This is a genomic window from Pseudomonas sp. CDFA 610 (genome assembly GCF_021147865.1).
GTDB lineage: Bacteria > Pseudomonadota > Gammaproteobacteria > Pseudomonadales > Pseudomonadaceae > Aquipseudomonas > Aquipseudomonas alliivorans.
Window position 1 is genome coordinate 151,980 of record NZ_JAGTPM010000002.1, and the last position, 23,835, is coordinate 175,814.

Below are 23,835 nucleotides of genomic sequence, written 5' to 3' on the forward strand. Positions count from 1 at the left end.
GGTCAGTGCGACCGATCACCCTTCGCGCAGCGAGCGCGGCCGCATGTCGGTCCAGTGCTCGGCGATGTAGTCCAGACAGGTTTGACGCTCTCCACACACCCCCGCTTTGTTCCAGCCGGCGGCCATCGGTTTACCCACCGGCCAGATGGAATACTGGCCTTCATCATTGGTGACCACTTCGAACTGCGCATCAGGTTCGTTCATGTCGCTCTCCGCATGTCTGCTCAATCAAGTCGGCATTGATGATCATGGCGATGGTCTGCGCCCAAGGGCTGGCGACGATGCCGTAATGGTCGGTGTCCAGCGCCTGCCAGCTCAGCATGTTCGGCACCAGGGCCTGCCACGCGGTCTTGAGCGCTGGCAGTTGCCACTTGCTGCCCATGCCGTAGGGATTGGGCTGCGTGGCGATGAACAGGCGCGTCGCCGTCACAGGCAATTGCTCGGGTCGATGGTCCGCCATGCTGGCCATGTTGTTCTGGCAACAGACGATCAGGCGCTGCAAGTAGCGCGGCGTGTCCTCGCTTGCCATATCAGCGGGCCGACGCGCCGAAAACTCACGCTGGAAGACCTGCCGAATGTGCTGCTCGTCAATCTGCGCCAGCTCGGCGCCGGCGTCCGGTGCGGGCGGATCGATCAGGTACAGCGTCGGCTGCGACAACGCGCAGTTCTGCGCCAGGCTGCACATCGCCTGCGCAATCCAGGCGCCGAACGACCACCCAGCCAGACGCCAGGGCGTGCCGTCAGGGTGACCGTCCTGCACAGCCCGCCAATACAGTTGGGCACGCTCAACAAGACTGATGGCTGGCAAATCGGGCAAACGCAGCGCCGGATCGGCAATGACTCGCACGCCAAGCGCCGGATCCAGCGCCGAAACCAGTTCCCGATAAGCCTGAACATCGCCGCCCACCGGGTGAATCAGGTACAGCCAGTCGCGGCCTGCACCCGGACTCCACTCATCGATGCGGACGGCTTCAGCCCAGGCAGCTCCGGCGGCTTCGCCGGGGTCAGGGCTGTCGGTCTGCACCAGTGCAAGCACCTCGCGCAGGCTGACCTTGTGACTGAACCGTGACAGCTCGACCACCACACCCGTCGCCGCCTGCAGTTCGTCGATCAGGTCCAGCAAAGTCAGTGAGTCGGCGCCTAGTTCGTAGAGCGAGTCATCTTCGTCCAGCGCTGGCACACCGAGCCATTTGCACAGGCAGTCATGCAAGCGAGCCCGCAGCCCTGCGCCCTGCTCTTGCGCGTGCGATGCCGCCGACGTCGATGCCTGAGCGGCAGGTTGCGCCGCAGCCGCCCCCTGACCATGACGAACCGGATAGAACTGTCGTGCCGTCTCGATGGATGTCGTCGAGATCAGCAGTTGTGGCAGTTGAGCACTGAGCGCCAGATCAAACACCTGACAGCCTTCCTGCGCCGACATGCCGACGGCCAGATGCCGCTGATGCACGGCATCCCCTGCTCCGGCGCTCGTGGCCATGCCGATGTCACGCCAGATGTCCCAATTGATGCCGAGCCGCACACAATCGCTGGCGGCGTTCGGGCGGTAATGGGTGAAGCCATCCAGGGTACCGCTGGCGGCGGCGTAGTCCAGATGACCGGCACCGCCGAACAGCGCAGCCATCGAGGAGCAGTACAGCACGAACTTCGGCGTCATCTGCTCAATCAGCTCTTCGACCGCCAGCATGCCGAGGGTCTTGGCAGCCATGGTTTCAGACAACGCGCGGGCATCGCGATGACGAATCAGGCTGCCAGCGCCAACGCCTGCGGCGTGAATCACCCCGTCAAAGGTTGCATAACGTCGCTCGAGTTGCTCGAGCACTGTCGGCCAGGCTGTTCGATCAGCGATGTCGGCCTGAACAAGATCAATGCACGCGCGGTAAGCCAGCAACGCCTCAGGACATTCCCCATGACGCGACAGCAGCACCACCCGCCGCTGAGCATTGTTTCGTAACAGGTGCTCGCACAACGTACGGCCAATGCCACCGCTGCCACCGATCACCAGAAATACGCCATCCGGTGGCAGCAGATCGGGATCGACGGTTGATGTCATGACGGGACTGGTCTGCAGATGCGGCTGCCACAGGTAGTGGTCGCGGATGGCCATGCGTCTCGGTGCTGCCGCAGGGTCTGCCAGCAGCGCGGCCAGCGCTTCAGGTCGGGCGGCCAGTTGCGCGCTGTTCAGGTCCAGCCAGTGGCAACGCACCGGGTATTCCTGCGGCACTACTTCGGTGATTCCGGCCAGGGCCGCCAGTTCCGGACGCTTCGACTCGCCATACACGGGGCATGCCTGCCAGGACACCAGCCACAACCTCAACGTGGGCACACGAGGCGCCTGACCCCAGCTCTGCAACAGCGCACTGACGGTATCCAGACACGCCCACTGCGCGGCTGCCAGGCTTTGCTCGTTGACCCTGCCGGTGACCGACAACGGCAAGGCATGCAGCCAGTCCAGTTCAAGCGGTATCGGCTGATCCCCGTCCGGGCTGGTCAAAAGATCCAGCAGGCGAGCAAGGGCCGGGGTGTCCAGCGGATCCATCACGAAGCGGTCGGTGGCGAGCCGCTGAAAGCCATTCCCCGCCTTGACTTCGACCACTCGCCGATAGACCTCTTGCAGGCAGGTGCGCAGTGTCTCGTCGAGGGTCTCGTGGCTGCACACCACCAGCAGGTCCCGAGCGTGAGCCGACGGGCGCGAACTCACGCGCCTTACCCGCTGCCATTGCCGTTGATAGAACCAGTCAGCGACCGGCTGTCGTTCGGCAATTGTTTCGGGCGTGGACAATGCCTGAAAACGGTAGGTCTGCAGATCGAAGGCCGACGGCGGCAGATCCCAGGGCGGTGGCGCTGAACGTGTCGGCCAGTCAATCGTCGCCCCGCCATACCAGGCATCGAGCAAGGCGTGCGGCGACTGCTCGCTGGCTGTCACGCGAGTGTCCGATGGCACAACCTCCTTGATCAACGAAGGCGGCAGGCTCACTGCATCATTGACCGGGCAGATCATCGCGAAGCGCCAGCGCAAGGCGCGGCGCCCGGACTGCAGATGACGCAGCACAGCGACCCGCTGTTCAGGAAAGGTGTTGAGCCAGGTTTCGATCACCGCCATGTCCCGTTCCAGCGCCGATCGGCTGTGCGCCGAAAGCAGCAGGCACGGCGTGTGATCTTGCGAGGTGCTTTCGTCCTGCGCAGCAGCGCCGACAATCACATGGGCATTGGTGCCGCCGATGCCAAAACTGCTGACCCCGGCCAGCCGTCTACGCCCTTCGGGCCATGGCCGGGACGTGGTCGGGATATAGAACGGCGAGTGTTCAAGGTCGATCTGCGGGTTGATCCGGGAGAAGCCGAGGTTGGGCGGGATCACGCCATGGAATACCGCGAGCGTCGCACGGATCAGCCCGACCACGCCTGCCGCTGCACCCAGGTGACCGATCTGGCTTTTCACCGAGGCCAGCGCACAGCTGGCAGCCGGAGCAGGGCCAAATGCCTTGCTCAACGCCGCGACCTCCACCGGATCACCCAGCAGGGTGCCGGTGCCGTGGGCTTCGACGTAGCCCATGTCGGTTCCGCCTACGCCTGCCTTGCCCATGGCATCGCGAATCACTGCCGTCTGCCCCGCTACAGACGGCGCGGTGTAGCTCATCTTGCTGCGACCGTCGTTGTTCAGCGCCGTGGCTTCGACCACTGCGTAGATCCGGTCACCATCGGCCCTGGCGCGAGCCAGCGGTTTGAGCACGACGACGCCATAACCACTGGCGCCAATGGTGCCGCTGGCGTCCTCGCTGAACGGCCGACAGAGCCCATCGCGAGAAAAGATGTGCTGGGAACGATGGCGATACCCTTCGGTCAGCGTCGGATCGACCAGCACGCCAGCGGCCAGCATCACGTCGCTGTCACCCTGACGCAGCATGGCACCGGCCAGATGGACTGCTATCAGCGAACTGCCGCACGCGGCCTGAACACTCATGGCCGGGCCGGTGAGGTCCAGATGATAAGCGACCTTGGTGGCCAGAAAATCCTTGTCGTGGTGCAGCGCCATTTGAAAGCCGTCCGGCAGATCGCCGTCGGCGCTCTCGCGCAGCATCTGCTGGAAGTACGTGGTTTCGCCGCAACTGGCAATCAGGCCGATGCGTGGACCGTCGACCTTTGGAACCATCCCCGCGTGCTGCAACGCCTGCACACAGGCCATCAGCAAGTGCCGCTGCTGCGGGTCCATCAGACGGGCTTCCTGGCGGCTGATGCCGAAATACTCGGGGTCGAAATCCAGCAGACCCGCAAGCTGACTGCGAGCCCCCACCTGCCCCTCGGCGGCGGCAAACTGCTCGATGCCCACGTGGTTATCCTGAATCATCGTCCAGAACTCGGCGAGGTTCTGCGCGCCAGCCACATTGACCGTCATGCCAATGATTGCCATGGGTTCTTCGCTGGCATCAATGGCATCGACGTCCTGCTCGCGCTCGACGGGCGCTGACAGGGAATTGCCCAGATGGTGCGCCAGACGCCGTACGGTCACGTGCTCGAACAGGTCAGACATCGAAACGGCCTGCGGCAGCGCCTGCGCATAGCGAGCGTGCAGCCGCATGAGGCCGAGACTGGTCGCACCGGCCTCGAAAAACGTTTGATCCGGATCGATGGGACGCCCGATCACCGCCATGAACAGCTCGCTCAGTTGCTGCTCCAGCGGGCTGAGTGTCGCCGCGGGTGCCGCAGTGAACGAACGTTCCAGCGCCACGCCCAGCCCGTTCAACGCCTTGCGATCGATCTTGCCGCTGGGCGTGCGTGGCCAGACGTCGAGCTGGCGGTATTCATTGATGCGCACATGGGCTGGCAGGTGCAGCGCAACCTGGCGATCCAGCGTCTGAAGATCGGGCGGCGGGGTACCGTCCAGGTGTAGAAAAGCCGTGAGGCGCTGCGGCTCGTCCTGAAGGGTCACGACTGCATTGATCACCGAAGAGTGCTGCATCAAGGCCGCTTCAATCTGCCCCAGCTCCAGGCGCTGACCGCTGATCTTGACCTGCTGGTCGTCACGCCCCAGATAGTGCAAAAGACCCTCCGCGTCGGCGCAGGCCAGATCGCCGGTGCGATAAAACAATGCCGTGCTGCCGTCAGGCCGTCGCAGTTCGACAAAGCGCGTGGTGTTCAGCGCAGGATCGGCGAGGTAGCAGCGGGAAATCATCGGCCCGGCCACCAGCAGATAGCCCCGATTACCAACCGGCACAGGACGGTCGAAGTCATCCACCAGCAGCAACAGCGCGTTGCTCACAGCCCGCCCGATGGGCGCACGTAACGGCCAGTCCCGAACGGACGCGGGCAAGCGCCAGGCGCTGACCACATGGGTTTCAGTCGGGCCGTAATGGTTGAACAACCGCGCCTGCGGCATGCCGCCAAACCAGTCGCGCAGCGCATCGGTGCACAGCAGTTGTTCACCGGCTGTTATCACCTCGCGCAGAACCTGCGGGTACACCTGCCGGCTGACGGCGGTTTGTGCCAGATGCTGCAGCGCCACACACGGCAGGAACAACCGATCGATACGTGCCTCGAGCAGATAGTCCAGCAATGCCTGCGCATCCTGACGCCAGCGCGGCTTGATCAGGTGATAGGTTCCGCCGCCGCACAGGGTGCTGAAAATCTCCTGAAACGACACGTCGAAGGACAGCATGGAGAATTGCAGGGTGACGGATCGTGCAGGAAGCTGCCCTTGGGTTCGTTGCCATTGCAGCAGGTTGCAGAGTGTCAGGTCCGGCACCTGCACACCTTTTGGCGTGCCGGTAGAGCCCGACGTAAACAGGGTGTAGAGCGGCCGTTCGCCATGGTGTCGCGTGCGTTGCAAGGTTTGTGGCGCGGCATCAAGGTCGATGCAATGGCAGACGAAACGGTCGGCAGCCAGTTCATTCAGTGCCGTTTCGGTCGCGGTGCTGAACAGCAGGCAGTGCGGCTGCGCCTGTTGCAACACCTGACGCTGAACGGCCAGCGGATAGCCGGGGTCGAGCGGTACGGCGGTCAGGTTGAGTTTGGCCAGAGCCAGCAAGGCAACGATGTGTTCGACCGAAGCGTCCAGATACAGCACCACTTGCAGCGACTCGTTTGCCTGATCGCTCGCCGGGTATTGCTCGGCCAGAAGCGCGGCCAGGGTATCGGCCAGGGTATTCAGCTCGGCGTAACTCACCTGGCGCCGGTCGTCGACCAGTGCGATGGATTGCGGTGTGAAATGCACCTGATGTTCGAACCAGTCGGCCAGGGTCGTGAATGGCGGCTCGGCACTGTCGCCGACACTGGCAGGCGGCAGCCCGAGGCGATGCGGCTCAAGCACGTCATGCAGCGTCGCGCTCGGGCGCTCCAGCAGCACGTCCAGAGCTCGCTGAAACAGGGTGTTTATGGCGTCGATCTGTGCCGCATCGAAATGACTGCTCTGGTATTCCCACCAGCATTCAAGCTGCGACCCGCCCTCCACCACCAGCAACGTCAGCGGACACTTGGCCTGCAAGGTTTCGTTGAATTCAAGCGTGGCGTGCAGCGGCCCGTCAGCGAGGCTGGCGTAGTCGGTGTTTTCCAGCACGAACATGAAATCGAACAGGGCCGAACCGGACGACAGCCGCAGATCTTCGACCAGATCGGCCAGAGCCACATCCTGCAACGCCAGCACCTCGCGCACGAGGTCGGTCTGAATGCGCAGTTGCTCGCTCAACGTCACCTCATGGTTAAACGCAGCGGGAATCAGCACGGTGTTGGCGAACATGCCTGGCGCATGCTCGAACTCCGCCAGAGGCCGGTTCGATACCGGACTGGCGATCCTTGGCCGCTCGCAACCGGTCAGGGCATACAGGCTCCAAGCGTAGACACTGAACAGCACGTCGAAACGGGTAAAACGCTGGCGACTGCAGAAGCGATCCAGCGCGACGCTGCGCAACTCGCCCAGCGACTGCCGGTAAAGACGGGCGTGTGGGCTCATGGCACGCACCGGCAACAGCGCCGGTGACGGCGTTTCCTGGCGACGGTGCAGTTCGGCCAGCGCCCGACGCTGATCACGGTATTGCGGGGCTACGCGCCACTGACGCTGCCATTGGGCGAATTCCAGCGTGGTCAGGCTCGGCATTGCATCGGATGTGCTTCTACTACCTTGTGCCGCCTCCTCGTACAACTGCGCCAGATCATCGAACAGCAGGTTCATCGACCAGCCATCGGTGATGATGTGGTGCAGGTTCATCAACAGCCGGCAACTGCCATCGGCAAAGGGCAGCAGCCATGCGCGACACAGGGTCGGCGTCGCCAGATCGAACGGCGTGTCGAAGACCAGCGTCGCGAAGCTGCGCCAGGTGTCCTGCGTGAAATGCCCGGCCGCAAACACATGGCATTGCGTGCCCTGCTCGGCCACCACCTGGTACAGCCCGTCAGGACCGGACTCGAACGCCATGCGCAACGCCGGATGCCGAGCCACTAGGCGATCCACTGCATCGGCCAGTGCCTGAACCTGAATCCCGTTCGCCAGGTGCAGGATGATCGGCACGTTGTAGGCGGTCGAGTCCGGCGTGCGTTGCTGCAGCAGCCACAAACGGCTTTGCTCGGCGGTAGCAGGCTGACGCCGTGCGTTGCTGATGACAGGTGCGACGGGATAACCGGAGGCGATGTGCTGCTCGGCATTCAAGCGTTCGGCGAGCGCTGCAAAGGGTTCGCTGAGCAGCACGCCCAAGGTGATATCCCGCTGCCATCGGGTGCGAATCATTGAACGAAGACGCATGGCTTTCAGTGAATCGCCGCCACTGCCCAGCCAGTCATCCTGAGCGCACAGCGCAGGTTGCGACAACAACATGCGAACCTGACTCAGCAGCCAATCCAGCGCCACTGACTGCGCCTCGTCGACAGGCTCTTCGATGTCCGCGCGCCAGGGATCAAGGGGCTGGGCCAGCAGTGCGGCGCGGTCGATCTTGCCATTGGCGGTCAACGGCAGTCGCTGCACCACGAACAATTGATGCGGACGCATCCACGGCGCGAGTTGTGCACGCAGATGAGTGTCGAAGTCGCGATAGTCCAGCCGGTTTCGCGGCACGATGAACGCCATCAACTGATGGTCTTCAGCTGCATGTCGTCGCGTGCAGACGTAGGCCTGGGCGACGCCTGAGTGTTCCAGCAGACGCTGCTCGACTTCGCCTGGTTCGATACGAAAGCCGCGAACCTTGACCTGACGATCCATGCGCCCCAGGTACTCGATCAGTCCATCGCTGTTGAGCCGCACCTGATCGCCGGTTCGGTAATAGCGCCGCTCTGCACCGGCGGGGTCGCGAAGTTGCACGAAACTGTGCGCCGTGTCGTACGGGCGATTGCGGTAGCCACGCGCCACGCCGCTGCCGCTCAGGTACAGCTCGCCAGCTTCGCCCTGCTCGATCGCGCGTTGCTGTGGGTCCAGAACGCACAACCCTGTGTCTGGCAACGGACGGCCGATCGGCACCGAATCACCCTGAAAACTTCTGGGGATCGGGTACGCCAACGCGAAGGTGGTGCACTCGGTAGGTCCGTAGGCGTTGAAGATCCGGCACTGGCTGTCGGGATTGGCTCGATACCAGGCGCGGACGGCGGCAGCGCTGACCTGTTCGCCGCCGATCAGCACCTGACGCAGACTGGCGAAGCAGGCAGGGAAATCGGCGCTCAAGGTATTGAACAGCGAAACCGTCATGAACAGGTTGTTCACCCGCTGCGTTTCGAGCACCTCGGCGAATCGTTGTGCGTCGTGAAGGTCGTCGTCGGCAATGATCACGCAGCAGCCGCCGTTGAGCAACGGTGCCCATACCTCGAAACTGCACGCATCGAATGCCGGATTGGACAGACAGGCGAACCGGTCGGCAGCACGAATCTCGATGTAACCATCAGGCTCGGCAAGCCGCAGCAGACCGCGCTCGCCGACTTCGACCGCTTTCGGTGTGCCCGTGGTGCCTGAGGTGTAGAACAGGAACGTCACCTCGGCGAAGTGTTCGGCGAGCGGCTGGATGGGCTCATCGGGATACGTCAGCAGCGCCTCGACGCCGACCTGCCAGACCGACGGCGTCCAGTCCAGATCATCCGTCAGGGTTACCAGACCGACACACCCCGCATCAGCCAGCATCAGCTCCCGACGCCCTTGCGGACTGGCCGAGTCCAGTGGCACCACCACGGCGCCGACCTTCAAGGCACCCAGCATGGCCGCCAGCCATTGCCAGCTACGCGGCATGCTCAGCGCGAGTGATTCGCCGGGTTTCACGCCGCGCGCTTCGAGCCCACGGGCGATACGCTCACTGGTACTGGCCAGTTGTGCGTAGCTCAGATGTGTCTGCCGGTCGATCACCGCCAGCGCTTGCGGCTGGCGGCGGACCTGCCCGGCAAAACGACCCAGCAAGGTTGCCGGGTTTGGAATACCGCTTTCGTGACCGCTCATCAATTCGCCTCCTGCGTATCGAAACGCTGCAGCTCGTGCCTGAGCGCCTGAGAGACGCGATGCACTTCAGCGCTTTCCAGCATGTCCCAGTGCCCGCCATGCACCAGCCTGGCCAGATAGCCGTTTCCTGCACGGCGGCGCCAGAACGCGCGCAACTCATGGAGTTGCCGGCGACTGAAGCCTTCACGCGCCTGAATCAGCACGATACGGCCGGCTTGCGGCGCACAGTCATAGGCCGCCATGGCGAGCCTGTTATGGTTGTAGAGATGGAAATAGCGCTCGACCTGAGCGTCTTCGATGCCCGGATACATACCGTTGAAGCGCACCAGCTTGTCGCGAAACTCGGCCATGTCCACGGTGCCGATCTGCTGTCGGAAACCCGGATCGTCAGAGCCCTGGGTGTCGAGCAGCACCACGGTTACCTGGCGATGCCCCGCCGCTGTGAGGCGCCGGGCCATTTCATACGCCACCAGCCCACCGAAGGACAGGCCGGTGAGAATCAGCGGCCGAGTGGTCATCGGTTCGATCAGACGCAGGTATGCATCGGCCATGGCTTCGACAGTCGGCTCGGTGCTTTCCCCAGGGTTCAGGCCCGGCGACTGAACGCCGTAGACTCCGACGTGCTCCGGCAGGACTTTGGCCAGCGACAGGTAACAGAACGCCGTCCCGCCCGCCGGGTGAATGCACACCACATTGCGTCGCCCTTCGCCCCGGCGAAACTCGATCAGGTTGCCTTGCGCAGCGGCAAGGTCGGCGCCGGTGCGCAACCAGCCGCCAAGGGCTTCGATGGTCGGGTGGGCCATGATCACCCGCACCGGCACTTCGACGGCGAAGGTCTGACCGATCTGATACGCCATCTTGATGGCCGCAATCGAGGTGCCACCAACGTTGAAAAAGTTGTCGCGAATGCCGATCTGCGGTGCGAGCAACAGACTCTTCCAGATCTGATAGAGCGCCAGTTCGATGTGATCCCGAGGACTGCCGAGGTTCACCTTGCGCGCAGCCAGATCCTGATCCGCCAGGGTCGCCAGCGCATCACGGTCCACCTTGCCATTGGCAGTCAGCGGCAGCTTCTCCAGCCAGAGGTAGGCGCTGGGCAACACCGCGCTTGAGAGTGTCACCGCCAGATGCGCGTGCAATGTGGCTTCGTCCAGCGGTTCGTCAGCCACGTAACACGCGACCAGACGATGATTCTGCGCCGTATCGCCGACCATCAGCACCACGCAGGCACGCAAGGTGGGGAACATGTCCAGTCGCGCTTCGATCTCGCTCAGCTCAAGGCGCACGCCGCGCAGCTTGACCTGAAAATCGTTGCGACCGAGAAACTCCACCTGACCGTCCGCCCGATAGCGCGCCAGATCGCCGCTGCGGTACAAGCGATCCCCAGCCACGAACGGGCTGTCGATGAAGCGCTCGGCCGTCAGCGCATCCAGTCCGAGATAGCCCCGCGCAACGCCCACGCCACCGATGTGCAGTTGGCCGGTGACACCGACCGGCACCGGCGCATCGTGTGCATCCAGCACGTGCAGGCGGTTGTTGGCGATGGGTCGGCCGATCGGCAACTGACGGGCCGGTACTTCGGCGCCGGGCTCAAGGGTCCAGATGCTGTTGATGACCGTGGTTTCGGTGGGGCCGTACACGTTGTGCAGGCGGGCATTGGGCAAGCGTTCCTGAAAACGCCGGGCCAGGGCCGGTGACAGTTCGCCGCCACCGCTGAACACGTCCGTCAGTGAGTGGCATGCCGTCACCTCATCGACGTCCAGAAACAGTTGCAGCATGGCAGGCACGAACACCATGGCCGTGACCTGCTGTTCACGAACGGCCTGTGCCAGATAGCCCGGTTCAAAATGCCCGCCGGGACGTGCAATGACCAGCCGCCCGCCCGTGGCCAGCGGCCAGAAGGTTTCCCAGGCCGAAGCGTCGAACCCGAACGGAATCTTGTGCAGCATCGCGCCGGATTCGCCGCAGACCTGCAGGCACCACAGCAGCAGATTGCTCAGGCCGCGATGCGCCACCATGACGCCCTTGGGCAGCCCGGTGGTGCCCGAGGTGTAGATCACGTAGGCGAGATGATCAGCGGTCAGTCCGATACTGCGCGGATCGATATTCTGTGTGGCGCGCCCGGCCCAGCGTCCGGCGTCGGCCTGGACGTCGAGCACCGGAACGTCCCAACCGGCATCCTGCTGCGCCTGCCGCAGAATCGAATGGGCGTTGCCCAGAGTCAGCAGCACGGCCGGACGGCTGTCGCTGAGCATGTGGCCGAGGCGGCCGACCGGGTAATCCGGGTCCAGCGGCACATAGGCGCCGCCCGCCTTGAGCACCGCCAGCAGGGCCACCGGCAATTCCAGCGAACGCTCGATGCACACCGCCACGCGAACATCCGGACCGACGCCCTGCTCGCGCAGATAGTGCGCCAGCCGGTTGGCTCGGGTATTGAGCTCGGCATAGCTCAGCGACTGGTCCTCGAAAACCACCGCACGGGCGTCTGGATGCAAAGCGGCCTGAGCCTCGACCAGGCTGTGTACGCATTCAGCGACCTGGCCCAGCGGCGTGGAACGGTTCCATTCGTTCAGCACCTGCTCACGCTCTGCCTCGGTCAGCAATTGCAGTGCGGCAATCGGCTGCTTGGCATCCTGCGCAATCTGCTCCAGCAAATGCCGGTAATGCGTGCTCAAACGTTCGATGGTGGTGACGTGGAACAGGTCGGTGTTGTATTCGACCAGCAGGTTCAGCCTGCCATCGCGCTCGACCCATTCGAAGGCCAGATCGAATTTGGCCGTTGCGCTGCCGGTGATGTAGGGCGCCATCTCGACGCCCGGCAACTGCACCGCAGCACCGGGCGTGTTCTGCAGCACCAGCATGACCTGAAACAGCGGCGAATACGCCGTATCGCGCTGCGGGTTGACCGCTTCGACGACCCGGTCGAACGGCACGTCCTGATGGGTATGCACATCCAGCAGCGTGGTGCGTACCTCACGCAGCAATTCGGCAAAGGTCTGCTGCGGGTCAACGCGCTGGCGAATCACCAGCGTATTGACGAAATGTCCGATCAGCGGCTCGACCTCGGGACGGGCCCGGTTGGCGAACGGCGTGCCGATGCACAGATCCTGCTGACCGCTGTAGCGCCACAGCAGCACAGAAAGCGCGGCCGTGAGCACATTGAACAGCGTGCCGCGGGTTTCCCGGCCCAACGAGGTGAGTGCGCGCAAGGTCGTGGCGTCGAGCGATGAACTGAAAGTGGCTCCTGCATAACGCTGCACCCGGGGCCGTGGCCGGTCGGTGGGCAGGGTCAGCAACGGCGGCGCATCGCTCAGCGTACGCCGCCAGAAATCGAGTTGCTGTTCCAGCGCCCCGCCGCCAAGACGTTGCTGCTGCCAGCAGGCGTAATCGGCGTATTGCACCGCAAGCGGCGGCAGGCTTGAAGGTTGCCCGCCCAGAAAATCAGCGTACAGCGCCGTGACTTCCTGCAGTACCACGCCCATGGACCAGCCATCGGCAACGATGTGATGCACGCAGTACAACCACAGGTATTCGTCGTCGGCCAGTTGCAGCAGCGAGGCGCGAAATAACGGCCCCTGAGCGAGATCAAACGGCGCCTTGGCGTCACGCTCGACAGCCGCCCTGACAGTCGCCTCGCGCTCGGCCTCTTCCACGTCACACAGATCGGTCACGGCCAGCGCCAGCGGCATGGCCGCATGCACCACCTGACGCGGCTCGCCGTCAGTGCTGCGAAACGTGGTACGCAGCATTTCATGACGTGCGATCAGCCCATTCAACGCCCGCTCCAGCGTCGCCACATCAAGCGGCCCTTTCAGGCTGACGGCCGTCGGCACGTTATAGAACGCACTGCCCGGTTCAAGCTGGTCGAGGAACCACAACTGGCGCTGTGAGAACGACAAGGGAAAGTCCGCCTGGCCTTCACGGCGTCGAGGGATCGCGGCCGGATCGGCACCGTTCAACCGGGCGATCAGTTCCAGCTTGTGACGCTTGAGCGCCTGCAGCATTTCTTCCGTGAGAAAACCACGCGGCGCCTTGCAACGCAGTTTGTCGCCATCCACTTCGAGCGCAACGGCATGGCGGTCGAACAGTTCCAGTAATTGACAGGCGTTCATATTTCAACCTCTTCCATGTCGCAGTCGTCAGGCAGTTCAGCGCGTGGATCAGACGCGAACGCTTCGATGTGAACCCTGTGTTGCTCACCAACGGCACGCAGACCGCCCACCATCGAGTAGATCAGCCGGTGACTCGCGCCCAGGTCGAACAGCGTGGGCAATTGCTGTTCTTCAAGCGACCCCATGCCACAAAGCCCGAGACCCTGGTCGGCTGCCGTCATGGTCAGCAACTGCGCCATCGCACCGGTTTCGATGTGGCAGAAGTCGCGGCTGCGCTCGCCGTACAACGGCTCGATGGCCGCCATATCGGCGATGAAGAACAGCGAGAACGCAGCGTTTTCATACACCGGCCGATTGACGAAGTAGTCGTAGGTGTCCGGGTCGAGCACCCCGCTGTCCAGCGCCAGCAAACGGTGCTGCACAGGGTCGTAGTAATACGCGCCGCCGGGCACGCCGTTGACCCGTTGCGGCTTGATATAGAGGTAGGCCTGAATCGGGTAGAGACCGCCTGCGGACGGAAACTGGTATTTGACCTGAGCGTCCAGCTGCCCCTGCGCCAGACTGGCCAGCAACCCGGCAAAGGCCGCTGCCTCGACCGGCTGCGGCGCGTACTGACGCACCGAGCGGTAATCACTGAAACGCTGTGTGTAGCGGCTGTCGTCGGGCCGTTGCAGCCGCACTTGCGGCAGATCCCGGTCGAAGGCGCGACGGCCGCGCTGGTCGGCCTTGAAGCGCGCCCGCTGATCGGGGTCTTCGATGACGTTAACGACAGCTTGCTCAGGTTGAACCACTCGCTCCCGAGCGTGGCGGGCGACAGTACTCCGCGCTTCACGCTGCCGATACAGAGCAAGCAGATTCAGCAGCGTCGGCTGCGCGAGCAATTGCGCGACATTGGGACGGAAATGCAGTTCGCCGGACAACGCGTTACTGATTCTGACGATGTCGATGGACGTCGCGCCCAGGCTCAGCAGGTTGGCATCGGCGCTGATCGCCGAGCGTTTGAGCACCTCCTGCACGATGGCAACCAGACGTTCTTCCTGCGCGCCCTCAACCTGCAGAACCGGGCCTGACAGAGGTGCTTGCTCGGGTTCTGGCAGACGCTTTTTATCGACCTTGCCATTGGACGACAGCGGCCATTCCTGCACGAAGGTGAACGACGACGGCACCATGTAGGCCGGCAACTTGTCGGCCAGATATTGAGTGAAGTCACCTTCCTGCAACGCCGCATCGTCCTTGAGCACATAACCGGCAAGACGTTTTTCGCCCAGCGTGTCACCGAGAATTCTCACCACGGCGCTCTGCACGCCAGGATGTCGATTGAGCACCGCTTCGATTTCGCCCAGTTCGATGCGATAGCCCTGAACCTTGACCTGCGTATCTTCGCGCCCCAGAAACTCGATGTTGCCATCGGGCAGCAAACGCCCCAGATCACCGGTCCGGTACAGACGCTCTCCGGTCAACGGATGGGCGAAGAAGCTGCCAGCGCTCAGCACCTCATCACGCCAGTACCCTTTGGCCAGGCCGATGCCACCGATGTACAACTGCCCGGTCACCCAGGTCGGCCGAAGCTGCAGTGCTTCGTCGAGTACATGGAAGCGCTGATTATGCAGCGCCTTGCCATAGGGAATGCTGCGCCACGCGGGGTCGACACGTTGCAGCGGATAGTGGATCGACCAGATCGACGCCTCGGTCGCACCGCCCAGGCTGTTCAGGCTCAGATCCGGCCATAACGCCCAGGCACGTTCGGGCAGCGTCAGGGGAATCCAGTCGCCGGACAGCATCGCCACACGCAGGCTCGTCGGCAATGCACCGCGCTCACTTTCCACGTATTCCAGCAGCATGCCGAACAGCGCGGGCACCGAGTTCCACAGGCTGACCCGATGCTCGCGAATCAGCGTCATCCAGTGCGCAGGATCGAGCGCCTGTTGCGGATCGAGCACCACCACCGCAGCGCCTGCCGCCAGCGTGCCGAAGAAGTCATAGACCGATAGATCGAAGCTCAGGGACGAGATCGCCAGCACCCGGTCCGCCGGGCCGACGGCAAAGCGACGGTTGATGTCGAGCAATGTGTTGACCGCGCCGCAATGGTCGATGACCACACCCTTGGGCATGCCGGTGGAGCCCGAGGTGTAGATCACGTAGGCCAGATCAGTGGGGGCACGATTGACGGGCTGCAATGGGGTTCGATCTGTCGCAACCTCATCGGTCACGGCCAATACGTTGATCCGCGATGGCCACTCGATGCGCCTGACCATGGCGGGCTGGGTCAAGGCCAGACTCGCCTCGGCACGCTCCAGAATGTGCCGAAGGCGTTCGGCGGGAAGCGTCGGATCGATGGGCAGGTAGGCACCGCCCGCATAGTGAATCGCCAGCGTCGCCACCACCTGTTCCCAGCCGCGTTCCATCACCACCGCGACCAGTTGATTGGGCACGACGCCTAAGCCTTGCAGCCGTGCGCCCAGCGTTTTTGCCTCTGCGCGCAGCTGCCGGTAGCTCAACTGCCGCTGCACCCCGATCACCGCCAGCGCGTCGGGTGTGGCCAGCGCCTGCCGGTCGAACAGTTCATGCATCAATGGCGATTCGACCGGGAGGTCAACTGGCGCTGGCAAGCGGACCATCGGCAGCAGTTGCGGCGTGCTGGCGCTCCAGGCGGAGGGTTCGAGCAGCGCATCCAGCAATGCGTTGTAGGCCACGAACATCTGCTCGATCAGGCCGTCGGGAAACAGCTCGTCGATGCTGTCCCAATTGAACAACAGGCGCCCTTCCAGCTCCAGCAAGGTATGGTCGAGCCACACCTGCGGGGTCTGGGTGATGCTGTGCATGTGCCGGGCATTCAATGCATCGGCGAGGTTGAATTCCGCCAGTTCCGGCGCGGCTTCCGACAGGGTGCTGTTGAACACGATGGGCATCGCGGTCTGCTGCACGCCACGGGCCTGGGACAGTTCACGCAACACACGCACGCCGCTGACCGCCGAATGATCGATGTCCTGCCACAGCCGCGCCTGCACCGAACGGGCCTTGTCGGTGAAGCTCGCATTGCCGTCGATGCTGACTTCCAGCAACACCAGCGAAGTGAAGTCGCCGATGATTGCATCGACGTCCGGGTGCAGCGGCATACGGTTGAACAGCGGCAGGCTGAGGGTGAAGCGTGGTTGACGACTCCACAGCGCAAGCACTTCGCTGAACGCGGTCAGCAGCATCACCGACGGGGTGACGGCAAACTGTTTGGCGACGGCCTTGAGCCGTGACCATTGCCCGGCCGACAGTTCGCGGTCGCGGCGGGTGAAGTGTGGCCGGGCGATGCTGTCCGGCTGACAGACCAGAGGCAGGTCAGGCGCAGGCGCCAGCGTGGCCACGCGTTCGCGCCAGTAATTGAGCGCCTGCCCGTAGCGGCGTTCACTGCGCAGTGCGTGTTCGGCCAGCACGTAGTCTCGGAACGTCAGGCGCGGCTCAGGCAGAACCCGCTGAGGATCGGCGTAGAACGCCATCAATTCACGCGCCAGAATCTGCGTACTCGCGGCATCCACGATCAAGGCGTCGAGGCTGATGTGCAGATGGCTGATACCGTCATCGAGCAGCGACAGACTGAATTCGAACAACGGCCAGCGACTGGCATCCAGCACCTGATGCGACTGGCGCTCGCGGGTTGTTTGCAAGGTCTGTAGCGCAGCGTCTGCAGGCAGTCCGCGCAGATCACTGCGTGGCATGTGATAAGTGGGTACGGTTTCCAGCACCTGTTGCGTACCGTCACTGAGAAACACCACACGCAGCATGTCGTGACGCTGGATCATGCGATTGAGCGCCTGCTCGAAGCGTGCAATATCGAGGTTCGGAATGCGCAGCTCTTCGTAGCCGTGAGCGCTGACACCGCCAAGGCTTACCGAGGCTTCGCGGCCGAACCAGTAGGCCTGCTGAATATCGGTGAGTGGAAAAGGCTCATGCCGCGCAGCAGGATCCGCTTCGATGCGCAGCGGGATCGCTGGCGGCTGGCAGTCATCCTCGCGAGTGTTCTTTACCTGCGCCGCCAGGTCCATCAGAACCGGCGTTTTGAAAAGGCTGCTCAAGGACAATTGCGCACCCATGCGCTGATTGATCGCGTAGATCATCCGGGTGGCCAACAGCGAGTGCCCGCCCAGATCGAAGAAGTTGTCGTGAATACCGACCCGCTCGCACTTGAGCACTTCGGCCCAGATCAGCGCCATCTGATGCTCGATCTCGTTGCGTGGTGCCTCGTAGCAGGCAGAAGACTGACGCTCGGGCGCAGGCAACGCCTGGCGGTCCAGCTTGCCATTGCGGGTCAGTGGCAGTTGCGCCAGCGGTACCCAGGCCGTCGGAATCATGTGTTCAGGCAGATGACGCTGCAGCGCGTTGCGCAGGGTTTCAGGGGCTGCGCTGCCGACCATGTACGCCACCAGAAGCTTGTCGCCCGGCACGTCTTCGCGCAACAGCACGACCACTTCCTGCACGCCGGGTTGCTGGTGCAGCAGGCTTTCGATCTCGCCAAGTTCGATACGGAACCCACGCAGCTTGACCTGCTGATCGATCCGGCCCAGGTACTGCACGTTGCCGTCGGCCTGGAAACACGCCAGATCACCACTGCGATACATGCGTGCGCCGGGTTGCGGGCTGAAAGGATCGGGCAGGAAACGTTCGGCGGTCAGGTCGGGGCGGTTCAGGTAACCACGCGCCAGACAGGCACCGGCGATGTACAACTCCCCCGCTACACCGACAGGTTGCGGATTCAGGTCGCGGTCCAGCACGTAGAGCCGCGTGTTCGCGACAGGACGCCCGATGGGTGGCGCGTCCGGCCAGTGAGCGGCGTCACTGCACGCCAGGCTGAACTGGCTGACTACATGGGTCTCGGTCGGGCCGTACTGGTTGTGCAGCCATGTACCGCCGAGCCCTCGAACAAAGGCGCGTAGTTCATCATTGACCTGCAACGCCTCGCCTGCGGTGATGATTTCGCAACCGCCCTCCGGCATGGGCGCATCGGCCTCGGTCAGGCCCGCCAGTTGCTGCAGCACGGCGAAAGGCAGAAACGCCCGTTGCACGCCCTCCACAACCAGTGTCGAGCGCAACGAAGCCAGTTCCTTGCGGCTGGTTTCGCTCATCAACACCAGGCTGCCGCCCTGGCAAAGCGTGCTGCAGATTTCCTGAAACGATACGTCAAAATTAAGCGAGGCAAACTGCAGCACCCGACGCGGCGTGTGTACATCGTCGAGCTGCCAGGCAATCAGGTTGTCCAGCGCGCGACGGCTGTGCGCAACGCCCTTGGGCCGTCCGGTGGAACCTGAGGTGTAGAGCACGTACGCCAGATTGTCCGGGCTGACCCTGACCTGCGGATCGGCGTCCGAACGCTGCGCCCAGCCTTGCGCGTCGATGTCCAGGCAGCAGACCGGCAGATGACTGCCGGGCAGCGGCAACGCGTCGACAAGTGAAGACTGGGTAAGCAGCAGGCTCGGACTGGCGTCGCTGAACATGAAGGAAAGGCGCTCCGGCGGATAGGCCGGGTCGAACGGGACGTAAGCGGCACCTGTCTTGAGAATGGCCAGCAAACCAATGACCATCTGCGGCGAACGCTCCAGACACAAACCGACGCGCTGTTCAGGTCCCACACCTTTTTCGATCAGGTAACAGGCCAGTCGGTTGGCGGCGCGATTCAGCTCGCCGTAGGTCAGCGTCCGGCCATCGGCACGAAGCGCCTCGGCGTCGGGCGTACGCCGAGCCATCGCTTCGAAACGCTGCACACAGTCGACTGTCGGTAGACCTCGCTCGGTGCGGTTCCAGTCGTTGATGATCCGATGCCGCTCCTGTGGACTGAGCAAATCGAGGCTCGACAACGACCGCTCGCTGTCATTGGCCATCTGCGTCAGCACGCGGCTCAGATACTCCCCGAACTGCGCCACCGTTTCGGGCTCGAACAGACCGGACGCATATTCAAGCCCACCGACGATCTGCCCGTCCTGTTCGCTGAGTGCCAACTGCAGGTCGAACTTGGCCACCTGTTGATGAGCGAGGATCGGGCTGATGTCCAGACCTGGCAGGATCAGGTCCGAGTCCTGATCCTGCTCCCAGGCGAACAGCACCTGAAACAGCGGGCTGTACGCCAGACTGCGCGGCGGATTGAGCAACTCCACCACATGATCGAACGGCAGGTCCTGATGCTCCTGCGCATCCAGGGCAACGCGCCGCGCCTGTTGCAGCCAGTTCGCGACCGACTGCGCCGCCGTAGCGTTCTCGGACCGGGTCATGCGCAGCGCGAGGGTGTTGACGAAGAAGCCAATCAGGCCATCCAGTTCCTGCTGGTTGCGGTTCGCCGAAGGCACGCCGATCACCACATCGTGCTGTCCGGACAAGCGCATCAGCACCAGCGACCAGGCGGCCAGAAGTGTCATGAACAACGTGGTGCCCTGCTGCATACCCAACGCCTTGAGCCGGGCCGTCAACGCACGGTCAACTATCAGCGGCACAAACCCGCCTCGGTAATCCTGTACCGCAGGGCGTTTGTGATCGGTGGGCAGCTCCAGCAGCACGGGTGCACCGGTGAGGGTTTCGCGCCAGTAGCGACGTTGCGCGTCCATGACGTCACTGGACAACCATTGCCTTTGCCAGGCGGCGTAATCGACGTACTGCACCGGCAACGGCGGTAAGTCTGCGTCGCGATCCTGCAAGGCGGCCTCGTACAACAGGGCAAGGTCGCGGGTGAGCACGCCCACGGACCAGCCATCCGAGATGATGTGATGCTGGGTCAGCAGCAGCGCGTGATCGTCGTCCGCCAGCCTGATCAGGCTGGCGCGCATCAATGGCCCGCGAGTGAGGTCGAACGGCTTGGCGCCCTCTTCGTCCATCAGCTCGACAAGGCGCGCCTCGGCATCCGCGTGACTGCGCAGATCGATCACCGGCAGCAGCATGCCCGAGTCCGGCGCGGCGACTCGCTGTCGCCCTTCGCCTTCAACCGCCACGAACGTGGTGCGCAGCGCCTCATGACGCGCGACCAATTGAGTGAAGCTGCGTTCCAGTGCCGCGACGTGCAAGGTGCCGCGCAGACGCAGGTTCAGCGGCATGTGATAAGCCGCGTTGCCGCCATCCATCTGTGCCAGAAACCACAGCCGCTGCTGGGCGGACGACAGCGTTTGCGCATCGCCTCGATCAACGACCGTTATCGCCGGACGCGCAGCGCTTTGCCGGGAATGCAAACGCTCGGCGAACTGATACAGCACGGGCGTGGCAAACAGCTCAGCGGGTGACGCCTCTATGCCCAGTTTCTGCCGGACCTGAGCCAGCACACGCATCACCAGCAACGAATGACCGCCCAAGGCAAAAAAGTGATCGTCACGGCCGACGCGTTCGACCGCCAGCACATCGCGCCAGATGGCCGCGAGCGCGGTTTCCAACGGTCCTTGGGCTGCCTGAAATTCACGCCGATCAAAAGCATCAGCGTCCGGCGCAGGCAACGCGGTGCGGTCAATTTTTCCGTTGGGGGTCAGCGGCAAGGCAGCCAGACGCACGAACGCGGCGGGCACCATGTAATCGGGCAGATGAACCTGCAACTGTTCACGGAGCGTACGTGGCGTCAGGACGGCACTGTCATCGGCGCAGAACCAGGCAACCAGGGCCTGAACGCCCCGCTCATCCTCGCGCAGCAATACCAGACTTTCCCGTACGCCGGGCACCTGCGCCAGCCGCGCTTCGATTTCCCCCAACTCCACGCGCAAGCCACGCAGTTTGGTCTGAGAGTCGTTGCGGCCAATGAATTCGATATTCCCATCGGCGCGATAACGGGCCAGGTCGCCGCTGCGATAAAGACGTTCGCCCGTCACGAACGGACTGTCGATGAAGCGCTCAGCGGTCAGTTGGGGCAGGTTCAGATAACCACGCGCAACGCCTGCGCCACCAATGTACAACTCGCCCGTGACACCCGTCGGTACCGGAGCACCGAGGGTGTCCAGCAGGTAGATCCGGGTGTTGGCGAACGCCCGCCCGATGGGCAGCGCGCCCTCGATCAGGCTGTCGGCGTTGACCTCGAAACAGCTGCTGTCGATGCTGGCTTCGGTGACACCATAGGCATGAACGATCTGCACGTGATCGCCACACAGCCTGCGCAGTTGCCGGGCGCTGTGAACCGTCCAGATATCCGAACCGCAGACCACCGTGCGCATGAACGACAAGTCTTGCCCCTTGCTTTCCACCCAGGCCAGCAAAGGGTTGAGCACGGCCGGTACAAAATCGGCGAAACCAATACGGGCTTCACTGAGCAGACGATAAAGGCCCGGCGGGTCCATCAGGGTTTCACGCGGGCACAGCACCAGGGTGCCGCCAAAACCCAGCGAGCGGATCAGGTCGGCGCTGAACACGTCGAAAGAGAAACCTGCCATTTGCAAATGGTTGAGCGGTGCGCGCAGGTCATACCGCTGTTCCCACGCGGCGCTGACTGCGCGCAGCCCGTGATGCTCGACCATGACGCCCTTGGGCGTGCCGGTGGACCCTGAGGTGTAGATCACATACGCCAGATGGCGAGCAGTGAGACCGACCGCACGAGGGTCGGGGTTGTCCGCAGGCTGTGCCGCCCACCGAGAGGTTTCAGCCAGATCCAGCAATACGGGCAGCACCGCGCAACCCTCGAGCGCCGCCTGCAAAACCCTGTCTGCCGACTTTTGCGTGAGCACCACAGGTGGCGCACTGTCAGCGAGCATATGGGCCAGACGGGCCTGCGGATAACCGGGATCCAGCGGCACATATGCGCCGCCAGCCTTGAGCACCGCCAGTACGCCGATCAGCATGTCCAGCGAACGCTCGACGCAGATACCGACCCGTACATCCGGGCCAACGCCCAGGCTGCGTAAATAGTGGGCCAGGCGGTTGGCCTGAACGTTGAGCTGTTCGTAACTCAGCGCACGCTGCTCGAATCGCACAGCGACGGCTTCAGGTTGAAGACGCACCTGTGTTTCGAACAATTCATGCACATAACCATTCTCGTCGAACGACTGCTGCGTTGCGTTCCAGTCGTGGACCAGTCGCTGGCGTTCCGCGTCCCCGATCATGTCGATCGACAGGACCGGTTGTTCAGGCTGCTCGACCATTTTCTGAAGTGTTCGGCGCAGGTAGCCGACAAGGCGCCGGGCCGTCGAGGCGTCAAACAACGCCGTTGCGTAATGCAGGTGCCCGTCGACGCGCCCCTCCGTTCCGACAAGGCTCAAGGCCAGATCGAAACCTGCCGGCAAGGCCTGATGGTGGTCACCGACACACACCACCTGAGCGACTGGATCTGCATTTTGCACAGGGTAACGCCGGGAAGCCTCATCGACGTCACGATGCACATGGTCAAGCAACTGATTAACCGTCATGGCGTTGGTCAATGGCACCCGCAGCAGCCGCGAATTGTCACAACCCGGTGCGCGCGTGCCGACCATGATCTCGTGTTGACCACACAACCGCGCCAGCACTGCAACCCAGGCAGCAAGCACAACAGCGAACAGGCTGCAGCCATCGGAACTCAGCGCTGCCAGGTGGTAAACGAGCGACTCATCCAGCTCGAACACCTGCGCGTCGCAGCGCAAATCCTGTACACGCGGTCTGGGACGATCCACTGGCAGCTCCAGCCACTGCAGCGCGTCCGCCGGCCCGTCCTGATTGCAATTGTGCTGTACGGACAAAGAAGCGGAATGCGCAGGGCTCTGCCCACGCGAAGAAGATCTGTCGAGCATCGGAAATCACCGTCCATGACTACTTTTTTTATGTGAAGGCGGCCATGCACCGATCGCTCAGGCAGGCGCCAGGCCCCGACGCACAGGCCGGAATGGTTCAGGTCTCAGGATCGAGCGATCAGGGGGAAGGCGCGGCGCGGGCTCGCGGGCCCAGGGTATTGTCGTGCGTAAAGACGACCTGGAAGACCGACTGAATGACTGTAAGGCGCAGGCATGCCGGAGCCACGTCATGGCGTGACCCGCGTGCAGCGAAGATTCGGGAAGGCGCTATGGCGACGTCGATCGCACGAGCCTTGAAGCTGGAGATTGCATACCGCCTGACCACTTTAAACCTCATCTTTCGTTTGAGGGTCAACGACGGGGAATGGCCTGCGCAGGGGTGTCAGCGCCTGGGTTGTCCCGATCGGCTGAGATTGCCCGGCTTGTAGTCGTGGCAATCCTTGGCCCGGGTTCGTGACCCGGAACGCAGCCGATAATAACCATGAATATAAACGCGAAAGCAAACAAAAAGTGACAAATTCGAAAGTCTTCACAACATCACTTGCGATATGGATAACAGACGTAAGTATGGCGAACCGCGTGAACTAATCAGTTCAAGAAAGTGATATCAAAACGCCCTACTCCT

4 protein-coding genes are annotated in these 23,835 nt (G+C 63.0%); all 4 read right to left on the minus strand.

Annotated features, from left to right (window positions below; genetic code table 11):
- Window positions 1-15: 15 nt before the first annotated feature.
- From KDX39_RS03835 to KDX39_RS03850, 4 genes are read right to left on the minus strand one after another with little or no spacing between them, the layout of a single operon-like run.
- Window positions 16-204 (minus strand): MbtH family protein, encoded by a 189-nt coding sequence (locus KDX39_RS03835; RefSeq protein ID WP_184319474.1) that lies wholly within the window; start codon window positions 202-204, stop codon window positions 16-18.
- The gene (locus KDX39_RS03840) at window positions 191-9,394 is read right to left on the minus strand and encodes a non-ribosomal peptide synthetase (protein ID WP_231659452.1); all 9,204 of its coding nucleotides are present in this window, start codon (window positions 9,392-9,394) and stop codon (window positions 191-193) included. Before KDX39_RS03840 ends, KDX39_RS03835 begins: the two co-directional genes overlap by 14 nt.
- Window positions 9,394-13,506 (minus strand): non-ribosomal peptide synthetase, encoded by a 4,113-nt coding sequence (locus KDX39_RS03845; protein WP_231659453.1) that lies wholly within the window; start codon window positions 13,504-13,506, stop codon window positions 9,394-9,396. Before KDX39_RS03845 ends, KDX39_RS03840 begins: the two co-directional genes overlap by 1 nt.
- Window positions 13,503-23,210: a non-ribosomal peptide synthetase gene (locus tag KDX39_RS03850; RefSeq protein WP_231659454.1), complete on the minus strand. Its 9,708-nt coding sequence runs from the start codon at window positions 23,208-23,210 to the stop codon at window positions 13,503-13,505. Before KDX39_RS03850 ends, KDX39_RS03845 begins: the two co-directional genes overlap by 4 nt.
- Window positions 23,211-23,835: the final 625 nt, after the last annotated feature.

Excerpts from the sequence above, each read along its gene's own strand:
- KDX39_RS03835 (WP_184319474.1), bottom strand. The coding sequence starts at position 204 with ATGAACGAACCTGATGCGCAGTTCGAAGTGGTCACCAATGATGAAGGC.
- KDX39_RS03840 (WP_231659452.1), bottom strand. The coding sequence starts at position 9,394 with ATGAGCGGTCACGAAAGCGGTATTCCAAACCCGGCAACCTTGCTGGGT.
- KDX39_RS03845 (WP_231659453.1), bottom strand. The coding sequence starts at position 13,506 with ATGAACGCCTGTCAATTACTGGAACTGTTCGACCGCCATGCCGTTGCG.
- KDX39_RS03850 (WP_231659454.1), bottom strand. The coding sequence starts at position 23,210 with ATGCTCGACAGATCTTCTTCGCGTGGGCAGAGCCCTGCGCATTCCGCT.